The 4,234-nt window shown below is 34.2% G+C and carries 4 protein-coding genes; 1 reads left to right on the plus strand and 3 read right to left on the minus strand.

Annotated features, from left to right (window positions below):
• Nucleotides 1-52: 52 nt before the first annotated feature.
• The 3 genes from HMPREF9072_RS09730 to HMPREF9072_RS09745 all read right to left on the minus strand — a co-directional run bounded on the left by HMPREF9072_RS09730 (nucleotide 53) and on the right by HMPREF9072_RS09745 (nucleotide 2,605).
• Nucleotides 53-1,108 (minus strand): hypothetical protein, encoded by a 1,056-nt coding sequence (locus tag HMPREF9072_RS09730; RefSeq protein ID WP_009411560.1) that lies wholly within the window; start codon nucleotides 1,106-1,108, stop codon nucleotides 53-55.
• A gap of 75 nt (nucleotides 1,109-1,183) precedes the next feature.
• Complete coding sequence (locus HMPREF9072_RS09735) at nucleotides 1,184-1,975, minus strand: hypothetical protein (protein ID WP_009411561.1); 792 nt, start codon at nucleotides 1,973-1,975, stop codon at nucleotides 1,184-1,186.
• Between the two features lie 405 nt (nucleotides 1,976-2,380).
• On the minus strand, nucleotides 2,381-2,605 hold the full coding sequence (locus HMPREF9072_RS09745; RefSeq protein ID WP_009411563.1) for a hypothetical protein: 225 nt from the start codon (nucleotides 2,603-2,605) through the stop codon (nucleotides 2,381-2,383).
• A 428-nt stretch (nucleotides 2,606-3,033) separates the two neighbouring features.
• Between HMPREF9072_RS09745 and HMPREF9072_RS09750 the strand changes: the two genes are divergently transcribed.
• Complete coding sequence (locus tag HMPREF9072_RS09750) at nucleotides 3,034-3,930, plus strand: YafY family protein (protein WP_034566389.1); 897 nt, start codon at nucleotides 3,034-3,036, stop codon at nucleotides 3,928-3,930.
• The last annotated feature ends 304 nt before the right edge of the window (nucleotides 3,931-4,234 follow it).

Consider the following 4,234-nt stretch of genomic DNA (forward strand, 5'->3'; position numbering starts at 1 on the left):
TTATAAAGAGCAATTCTGATAAAGAATTGCTCTTCTTTTGTTAATAAAAATTTTACTTTAAAAACTTCTTAACTTCATTCGCAATAGTAGTAATAAGCTCATTACTAACCCCATTGCTTAATTGTCGAGTATGAATAAGAATACGTTTGTTATCCTTACTAAAATGTAAGTTATACCAATTTTTATTACCTACTTCTGTTGTTTTTTCCTCCCATTTTACATTAAATGTTTGTTCTAAGTCAATTTGGTAATGTTTTGGATAATCATTGGCTGTTACAATTACAATAGGGAACTCTTTGAAAAAAGGCATTGCAAAGAGAGGTTTACGCTCTTCTATAGACTGTTTTCTAAGGGCTTCTATATCTTCATTTTTGTAGCTTTCTTTAGTAGGGTAGTCGCTGAACTCGGTGATGAAAAACTCTTTTCGAAAGTTGATTTTCTCAAGCTTTTCTCCCTGTAAAAATAGCTGTTCATAGAGTTTTTCGTAGTTTAAATAGGTGCTACTTGTACCACCATTGTAAGGTTTTCCTTCTTTCCTTATATCCCTTTTGTTAAACTGATTGCCATAAGCATATAAGGGATTTTCGTGAGAGATGGGACGCTCACCATCGTAGTTAGGCACTTCATTGGTAGAGAGTATGTGTTTCCATTGAGATACATTACTTTGGAAGAGTTCTTCTTTCTTCTTTTCTAAATTTTCGGTAGTCTCTTCTTGGGGAATGTGTGCGGCTTCTTTGCCGATTACTAAAACTTTACCATTAGGGTTGCCATACCCTACAAATAGATTGTTGGCTTTGCAGTAGGCTACTGCCTCTTTGAATGCTTGTGTGTACATATAATTTAAGTTTTTAAAAATGTTATATTCTTTTCTGATAATACTCTTAGGTACTCCTTTTTCATAATAAACTGTTTCCCATAAACCATTTTCGAGATAAGTACGAATGTATTTTTTTGTTTCATTACCATTTTTGTCATATTGAGTGCAAGAAAATACATTCTCATCATATCTATCATAGTCTAAGGAATCGTCAGGTTCTTTTTTGTATTTAACATCTCTAAAGAGGAGAATATTATTTTTTCCTTCTAAATCAGTAGTATAGTACTCCATTTTTTTTCGTTCAATATCTTTAAAGAGAATTACTGTTTTTTCTCTATCTGCATTGATAGTGGTACGTTCTACTTTTCAGTCGAAAAATTTGTAGGTGATAGTTTTTTCAACTCTGAAATCTTTGTAATAGATTTCAAAAAACTTTATTTCTACGATTCTACCATTTTCGTCATAATGAATCACTTCTTTATTGCCTTTTTCGTGATACACTATTTTAGCACCTGTTTCATCATACTCAATAAGTTCATCGGTGTCTGATTCTTTTTCTTTTTCATTAGGGTCGTAATTTATAGTTTTAATATCTTTACCCCAATTCTGGATATATTGCAAGAGTTCCCCATTTTTATCATATCTCCATTCTTCGCTATAGCCACAGCTGTCTTTTATTCTTCTCTGGAGCATTCCATTTTCGTAGTAGAAGAATTTTCGAGTGTGTATTACACTATCTTCAATAGTTGTCGTCCATTGAGTTAATTGTTCTTTTGTGTTATATTGAAAATTGAAGAGAATATTTCTGAAGGCGAAAGTATCCAAGAGATAAGATTTGATTAGTCCTTTTTCATCATACACAATTTTTGATTTATGAGTGAATGTTGTAAAATGACGTAAACTTTTGTCAAATATTTTCTTTATGTATGGAGGGTTAGGGGCATAACGTGCAATGCGAAGGCAGTAATCTAATAATTCTGCAAAAAAGTAAGTGCCATAACCTCTCTTCTTTTCTAAAAAATTTCCTATTTCAACAGTATTATCTTCAGTATTAGTTACTGCCTCATACTCTTTATAAACTATCTCAATAGTTTTGTTAGCAAGGTGTTTATTAGCTGGAATATTCTCTATGTAAAAAGAAGCATTTTTATTGCTCATATTGTTATTGTTTTAAAAAGTTATTATTTACAGAATAGTACATTCTTTTCTTACGATATGGCTGGGCTTTCCATTATGATAGAAAATAGTTTCCCATTCTCCATTAGGAGAGTAATTGTGTATGAGTTTATTTTTTTCATTTCCTTCTGAATCATATTCAATGCAAGAAAAAATGTTTTCGTTGTATGGAACTTCATTACTTTCTTCTTTCTGCCTCGTATTCTTTGTAAGTAGTTTGTACTTTTTTGTTAGCAAAGAAAGTATTAGGCTCCACATTATAGGGGGAGGTAAAGCAATTCGAGGCTTCTTAAGTTGTTATTTTGTATTTTTATTGTTGTTTGAATGGTTTAATTTTGCAAACGTTTGGTAAGAGGAGGTTACCCTTAAAGCAACCTCCTCTGTTGCTTAACTACGTTTGTTCCAAGTAGAACCTCCGTTTTTGGAGTAGTACAAACCTTTGTCAGTTTGTGCTAAAAGCTCATCTCCAGAGACTACTAAATCTTGAAATGTGTAGCTACCTGAATAACGGGTATTCCAAGTAGATCCATTGTTTTTGGAATACTCAATTTTCTTTGCATTCTTAGGGCAAATGCGAACCACTTCGTTTTTGAATGTAACCATTAAACTCATAATTAAATATAGTTTTTAGTGAGTGCCTACTCTAAATGGTTTTCGGCTTCTCCAATGTTTTACAAAAATAGTTTGCGGGCATCCCGTTTTACTTAGCTCGTTGCCCGACCAAAGGCATAGTGTAAAGCAAAAGGAACGCCCGCATACGCGAACGCTTCCGTCTTTACTTTCTGTACACTATTGAAAAATTGGTCGTATTTCGAGCTTAGAAAATAAAAGCGAAACGCTACTAATATGTTTATTTTGTGTTTATCTGGTTTTTACTATAAAATATGTTTTATGAGTTTCTGCCAGCAAATATACAAAATAAAATGATATGTGCGTCCTTTTGCCTTGTTTTTTTATTTCGGAAGCAAAAATATAATAATAGGACGCAACAACTTGTCGTTTTGAAAAAACTTTATACTTTTGTTGAAAAAATATTGAAAATGAGTTTATCGAAAATGTTTTCAAGGCATCGTTTTATTGTTGAACGATTGCGTATCAAACCTTGTACTAGTGAAGAATTAGAGAATGCTTGGGAGAGAAGTATAGAGAATACAGAGGGGCAACCTCTTGCTAAACGTACTTTACAACGTGATATTCAAATTATTAAAGAAGTTTACCATATAATTATTAAGTTTAACAAATCTCTTAAAGCATACGAAATCACAGAAGATAATGACCCCTATACCCAAAACCTCTTCGAGGTATTTGATGTGTTCAGAGCTTTGCAAAATTACGGTAATCTTTCTAAAGTTATTCAGTTTGATAGGCGATTGCCTGCGGGGACGGAGTATCTCTCTCCCTTGCTTAGGGCTATTAAAGAACATCGTCAGCTAAAGTTGCACTATTATAAGTTTTGGGATAAAAACCAACAACCGGTGGTGCGTACGATAGAGCCTTATTTGCTAAAAGAGGCGCAAAGGCGTTGGTATGTGTTGGCGTGGGATGTGGAGAAGAAAGCGCTACGGGTGTTTGGCTTGGATAGGATTACCCGTTTAGATGACAGCAAGGACATTAAATATCAGCACGCTGTACCTGAGGGTGTGGAGTGTTTTTTCGACGATAGTTTTGGGGCGTGGGTAGATAGTGAGCACGCACAAGCAGAAGAGGTGGTGCTTGCCTTTAAAAAATTGCCCAATGATTCAGTTTTTATGCCTAATCCGGCGGAATACCTCAAAGCGATGCCTCTGCATTCTTCGCAAGAGGTAGTGAGAGAAACTGACAATGAGATTGTACTCAAACTGCGCTTAAAAATTACACCAGACTTTGTTAGGGAGATACAATCGTATGGTGATAGAGTGAAAGTACTATCGGATAATGTGTTAATTTGCAAAAAATAGCGTGAGTTCGATGTAAAAGATGTTAGTGAAAGCTTGGAGGTAGGTATGTGAGAGATTATGTCTCAGAATGTCATAGCACGATAGGCAATACGAGGCACACGGGTAGGAGATAATTAGCAAAAGGTGAGAAGAATTGGCAGGAGAATCTTGTACGATTGTTATGGAAAAGGTGTATAAGTAGTTAAGAGTTAAAAGTTTTTTGAATGGACAATGAATAGTAAAAAAAATGTAGGGTAGGAGAGGTATTTGGAATTTGAGGTTTATTCGAAGAAAAGACGAAGGAAAGACGAACAATGAACGAAGG

Source organism: Capnocytophaga sp. oral taxon 324 str. F0483, from assembly GCF_000318315.2.
In the GTDB taxonomy this organism is placed as follows: domain Bacteria; phylum Bacteroidota; class Bacteroidia; order Flavobacteriales; family Flavobacteriaceae; genus Capnocytophaga; species Capnocytophaga ochracea.